This is a genomic window from Streptomyces diastatochromogenes, from assembly GCF_002242805.1.
In the GTDB taxonomy this organism is placed as follows: Bacteria; Actinomycetota; Actinomycetes; order Streptomycetales; family Streptomycetaceae; genus Streptomyces; species Streptomyces diastatochromogenes.
In genome coordinates, this window is sequence record NZ_MCGQ01000074.1 from 1 (window position 1) to 5,798 (window position 5,798).

General features: G+C 70.1%; 4 protein-coding genes and 1 pseudogene. 2 read left to right on the forward strand and 3 right to left on the reverse strand.

Going from position 1 to position 5,798, the window contains the following annotated elements; genetic code table 11:
* Together BEK98_RS50550 and BEK98_RS50555 are read right to left on the reverse strand one after the other, a co-directional pair.
* Nucleotides 1-698, reverse strand: a pseudogene (locus tag BEK98_RS50550) (oxidoreductase); the annotation flags it as partial.
* A complete protein-coding gene (locus BEK98_RS50555) occupies nt 614-1,417 on the reverse strand; it encodes a hypothetical protein (protein WP_244202265.1) in 804 nt (267 codons plus the stop codon). The pseudogene BEK98_RS50550 and the gene BEK98_RS50555, both read right to left, overlap by 85 nt.
* 103 nt (nt 1,418-1,520) lie before the next feature.
* On the opposite strand from BEK98_RS50555, the gene BEK98_RS44970 reads away from it, so the two are divergent.
* Both BEK98_RS44970 and BEK98_RS44975 read left to right on the forward strand, forming a co-directional pair.
* Nucleotides 1,521-2,795 (forward strand): SpoIIE family protein phosphatase, encoded by a 1,275-nt coding sequence (locus BEK98_RS44970; RefSeq protein ID WP_094222625.1) that lies wholly within the window; start codon nt 1,521-1,523, stop codon nt 2,793-2,795.
* A 145-nt stretch (nt 2,796-2,940) separates the two neighbouring features.
* On the forward strand, nt 2,941-4,998 hold the full coding sequence (locus tag BEK98_RS44975; protein WP_094222626.1) for a galactose-binding domain-containing protein: 2,058 nt from the start codon (nt 2,941-2,943) through the stop codon (nt 4,996-4,998).
* A gap of 65 nt (nt 4,999-5,063) precedes the next feature.
* On the opposite strand, the gene BEK98_RS44980 is transcribed toward BEK98_RS44975, so the two are convergent.
* Nucleotides 5,064-5,798, reverse strand: a 735-nt coding sequence (locus BEK98_RS44980) for a S8 family peptidase (RefSeq protein ID WP_143684251.1), incomplete at its 5' end; no start/stop codon positions are given.

Sequence of the window (5,798 nt, forward strand, 5' to 3'; positions counted from 1 at the left end):
GGGATGAGCAGGTCCAGGGTGTAGACGAGGGCGGAGAAGCGCGGCCCAGGGCCGGACTGGGCCGGGTGCGGGGTGTGGGTGCCGAAGACGGTCGTGCCGAGCGCGGTGAACGCCAGGAGCCACAGCGCGGCGAGCCAGGGGCGGTAGCCGTAGCCGACGGCGGCGTCGAGCAGCAGGCCCCAGAGCCGCCCGGCCGGGTGCAGGGTGCGCCGGCGGTGGCGCTGCCTGGCCAGCAGCACCCGGCGGGCGTCGTCGTCGTGACCGGCCTTTCGGTACCAGCTCGCCAACTGCTCGTACGGCTGCGGGTTGTAGCCGGGGCTGCGGCGTATCCATGCCACGCGGTGGGCCACCGAGTCGCGCCGCGCCACCGCCTCCCGCCGCTCGCCCGCCTCTGCCACCTTGATGGAGCCGTAGACGAAGCCGTCCAGCTCCACCGTGTCCGGCCAGCTGTGGTCGCTGTCGTGCAGGTAGGACACCTGCGCGCCCCGCAGGTCGACCGTGCCGGACGGCGGCCGGGCCGGAGTGAAGTCGAAGTCGACGGCCCGCATCAGGAGGGCGACCAGGGACGGTCCGTGGCCGTCGGGCGGCCCGTTCAGGACCGCTCCCTCGAAGGTCAGGTTGTCCGAGACCCGGGCACCCCGCAGTCGTACCGTCCCGTCGGCGGTGAAGCCCGCGGAGAACTCGAGTGTCGAGGCCACGGCGTTGTCCAGGGCGAGGGCCACCCCGCGGGGGGGGCGGGGCGCTCCAGGCGTGCGCCGTTCATGAAGAGCCCGCCCGGCAACTGTGCTCCCATCAGGCGGACTTCACCGTGCGCGACGAATCCGTCCCGGCAGTAGACGCCTCCTTCCGCGACCAGGCCACCGGCGGACACGGCCCACGCCCCGGGTGCGGTGATCTCGGCCGCGTTGAGGCTCACGGCGCCGCTCACGTGGGCGTTGATGAGCGACAGGGCGGTGACGCTGCGGTGGAAGGGGGAGGCGGGGCCGCTTTCCAGGCGGGAGCGCCGCAGGTCGAGGCGTCCCTCGATGCGGATCGAGCCCGCTTCCACGCCCGGCACCCGGCTGCCCACGATCGCGATCGAGTGGGTCGACGCCCCGAAGAGGTCCACGCCTTCCTCGAACCAGCAGTCCTCGAACCAGAGGGGGTGGCCTATCTCCACGCCCGCGAGACCGAGGTGTCCGGATATCCGCGCGCCGGAGAGCCTCAGGCAGGCGGCGACGCCTGGCCGCGCGGTACCCGCGCCCAGGACCAGCGCCGCGATCACGGCGGCCCGAACCGTGCGTTCGGGCCCCCACTGCCCGCCCCCGGCAACGTCGTCGTCCTCGGGCGTGCCCGTGCGCAGGTCCACCCGGCGCCCTTCGGGGAACGCGGCCCACACCTCACGTTCCGGTGGCGTCAACTCGTCATGTGAGAACACCCGGGCAGGGTAGTGATCTTCCCCTGCTCCTGTCGTGACCAGATCACCGTAGGTACCGGTGCTCGCCTCGCTCCGCCGACGGCGCACCTCGTACATTGGACACATGGGCGCCCCTGCCGCAGCTGGGCAGCCGACCGTGGATCAGGTCGACTACGCCGCGCTGTTCGCCGCCGCCCCCAGTCCGTATCTGGTGCTCAGCCCCGGCCTGATGATCGTGGGCGTCAATGAGGCTTACTGCCGGGCGACCGGCCGCACCGGTCAGGATCTGCTCGGGCAGCACCTCTTCGATGCCTTTCCCGGCAACCCCGCCGACCCCGAGGCCAACGGAGTCCTCAATCTCTCCGCCTCACTGGAGCGGGTGCTGGCCACGAGGAAACCGGACACCATGGCTGTTCAGCGGTACGACATCCCCGTCGCCGCGCAACCGGGCGTCTTCGAGGAGCGCTGGTGGTCCACGGTCAACACCCCGGTGCTCGGGCCGGACGGACGAGCCGCATGGATCATTCACCGGGTCGAGGACGTCAGCTCCTTCGTCCGTGAGCGCCGGCAGCGGCAGCGGGACAGCACCGCCCCTCAAGGCCGACGGGCGGAGGGCATGGAGGCCGAGCTGTACGCCCGAGCCAAGGAACTCGAACGTCTGAACGATGAGCTACGGCGTGCGCACGCACGCGAGCGGCAGGTGGCGATCACGCTGCAGGAGGCCATGCTGCACTCACCGGACCTGGCCCGGCACTCCAACGTGGCGGTGCGCTACCTGCCGGCGATCGGTTCACTGAACGTGTGCGGCGACTGGTACGACACCGCCGATCTTACCGACGGGCGTTTCACCGTGGCCGTCGGCGACGTGGTCGGCCATGGCCTGGAGGCCGCCACCGTCATGGGCATGCTGCGCAGCGCGCTGTCCGCCGCCAGCCGGGCCGTCGCGGGCCCCGCACAGGCCCTGGAGATCCTGGGCCTGTACGCCCGCTCCGTGGACGGTGCCCTGGCAGCCACTGCCGTGACAGCCCTGGTCGACACACGCTCACAGCTGATCATCTACTCCAGCGCGGGTCATCCGCCTCCCGTGCTGATGCACCGCGACGGCACCTGCGAACTACTGGACCAGGCCACCGATCCACCCCTGGGCGCACGACCGGAACACGTTCCGCGCCCCCAGGCCGGCACCACCTATCACCCCGGCGACGTCCTCGTCCTCTACACGGACGGCCTGGTCGAACGCCGTGACGAGGACATCGACACCGGACTGCGGCGACTGACCGACACCCTGGCCCGCTGCAAGGGACTCGGCCCCGAGCGCCTGGCCGACACCCTGCTGGCGCGTCTGGGTGTCAGCCATGGCGCCAGGGACGACATCGCTCTGGTCGTCGTCGGGTTGTGAGCCTCAGCCCGTCCCCCGAACGAAGCTCCTGCGGTCATCACCCATGGCCGGAGTCTTGACGTTGAAGGCGGCACTGGCGATCCTCGGTGGGCAGTTTGCATAGGACATGACAAATTCCGCCGACCGAGGGACGTGGGCCGTGGCCATGACCAGCCGCCCGTACCGCAGACGCAGAGACGTCACCGTCGTCTCACTGCTCCTCCTCGTCCTGGCCGTCGTCCTCGGGCCCACCCCGAGTTCGGCGGCCGGCAACGACTGGTGGCTCCCGACCGCACGGCCCACGCCGGACTCCCAGATCAACGTCACCGGGGAGCCGTTCACCGGCACCGACGCCAAGGGCGAGGTGCGCGGGTTCGTCGACGCCCACGACCACCTGTTCGCCAACGAGGGCTTCGGCGGGCGCCTCATCTGCGGCAAGACCTTCTCCGAGGCCGGGATCGCCGACGCGCTCAAGGACTGTCCCGAGCACTACCCGGACGGCTCGCTGGCCGTCTTCGACTTCATCACCAAGGGCGGTGACGGCAGACACGACCCGGTCGGCTGGCCCACGTTCAAGGACTGGCCCGCACACGACTCGCTGACCCACCAGCAGAACTACTACGCGTGGGTGGAGCGGGCCTGGCGCGGCGGCCAGCGGGTGCTGGTCAACGACCTCGTCACCAACGGCGTGATCTGCTCGGTGTACTTCTTCAAGGACCGCAGCTGCGACGAGATGACGTCGATCCGGCTGCAGGCGAAGCTGACGTACGACCTGCAGGCCTACGTCGACAAGATGTACGGCGGCCCGGGCAAGGGCTGGTTCCGGATCGTCACCGACAGCGCGCAGGCCCGTGAGGTCGTCAAGCAGGGCAAGCTGGCCGTCATCCTGGGCGTGGAGACCTCCGAGCCGTTCGGCTGCAAGCAGATCCTGGACATCCCGCAGTGCGACAAGAAGGACATCGACGCGGGCCTCGACGAGCTGTACGCGCTGGGCGTGCGCAGCATGTTCCTGTGCCACAAGTTCGACAACGCGCTGTGCGGGGTCCGCTTCGACTCGGGCGGGCTCGGAACGGCCATCAACGTCGGGCAGTTCCTGTCCACCGGCACCTTCTGGAAGACGGAGAAGTGCACGGGCCCGCAGCACGACAACCCCATCGGCTCGGCCGCGGCGCCCGGGGCCGAGGCGAAACTCCCGGCGGGCGTGAGCGTCCCCTCGTACGACTCGGACGCGCAGTGCAACACCCGCGGGCTCACCGACCTCGGTGAGTACGCCGTGCGCGGCATGATGAAACGCAAGATGATGCTGGAGATCGACCACATGAGCGTCAAGGCCGTCGGCCGCGCGCTCGACATCTTCGAGGCCGACTCCTACCCCGGCGTCATCTCCTCGCACAGCTGGATGGACCTGAACTGGACCGACCGGGTCTACGGCCTCGGCGGCTTCATCGCCCAGTACATGCACGGCTCCGAGGGATTCGTGGCCGAGGCGAACCGCACCAAGGCGCTGCGGGACAAGTACGACGTCGGCTACGGCTACGGCACCGACATGAACGGTGTCGGCGGCTGGCCGGGACCCAGGGGCACGGACGCCCCCAACAAGGTCACGTACCCGTTCCGCAGTGTCGACGGCGGCTCCCTCATCGACCGGCAGACCACCGGTGAGCGCACCTGGGACCTGAACACCGACGGAGCCGCGCACTACGGCCTCGTCCCGGACTGGATCGAGGACATCAGGCTCGTCGGCGGCCAGAGCGTGGTGAACGACCTCTTCCGGGGCGCCGAGTCCTACCTCGACACCTGGGGAGCGACGGAGCGGCACCAGGCGGGAGTCAACCTCGCCGACGGGGCCTCGACCACGGCCAGTTCGACCGAGTGGAACCCGTTCACCAGCTACGCGTCGAGCCGCGCCGTGGACGGCACCCGGGACACCCGCTGGGCCAGCGACTGGAGCGACGACCAGTGGCTGCGGATCGACCTGGGCTCCACCCACCGGGTCGGGCGCGTCACGCTCGACTGGGAGCGCGCGTACGGGAAGTCGTACCGCATCGAGCTGTCCACCGACGGCGTGACCTGGCGGACCGTCTGGTCGACCACCACCGGCGACGGCGGCCTCGACACCGCACGTTTCACCGGCACGCCGGCCCGCTACGTCCGCATCACGGGCACGGAACGCGGGACCAAGTGGGGTTACTCGCTGTACGAGGTCGGCGTCCACAGCGACTGACGACCACGAGGATCATGCCCGGCGGTGCCGCTGCCGTACGCGCTGACGGCACCGCCGGGTTCTCGCTACTCGGTCACCTTCAGCAGCTTGTTGGGTGTTCCGCTGCTCGGGTTGGTGATCTTGTCACTGGTCGCCGCACCGACGAGTGCGGAGGCGACCTGGGCGGGCGTGGCGTCGGGGTGCCCGGCCAGGTAGACGGCCGCGGCTCCGGTGACATGCGGGGTGGCCATGGAGGTGCCGGAGATCGTCTTGGTCCCCTCGTCGCTGTCGTTCCAGTCGGAGGTGATGTCCGAGCCCGGCGCGTACAGGTCCACGATCTTGCCGAAGTTGGAGAAGTCCGACTGGGCGTCGTCCTTGGTGCTGGAGGCGACCGTGATGGCCTCGGGGACGCGGGCCGGTGACCCCTGCCCCGCGTCCGCCGACTCGTTTCCGGCGGCGACGGCGAACGTGACGCCCGAGGCGATGGCCTTCTTGACCGCCTCGTCGAGAGCGGGGTCGGCGCCTCCGCCGAGGCTCATGTTGGCCACCGAGGGCCCGTGGTGGTTCTGGGTCACCCAGTCGATGCCGGCGACGACCTGCTCGGTGGTACCGGAGCCGTTGTTGTCGAGCACCCTGACCGCGACGATCTTGGCCTTCTTGGCGACACCGTGGGCGGTTCCGGCGATGGTTCCGGCCACGTGGGTGCCGTGGCCGTTGCCGTCGTCGGCGGTGTTGTCCTTGTCGACGGCGTCGTACCCGTAGCTGGCGCGGCCGCCGAAGTCCTTGTGGCTGATGCGCACGCCGGTGTCGATGACGTACGC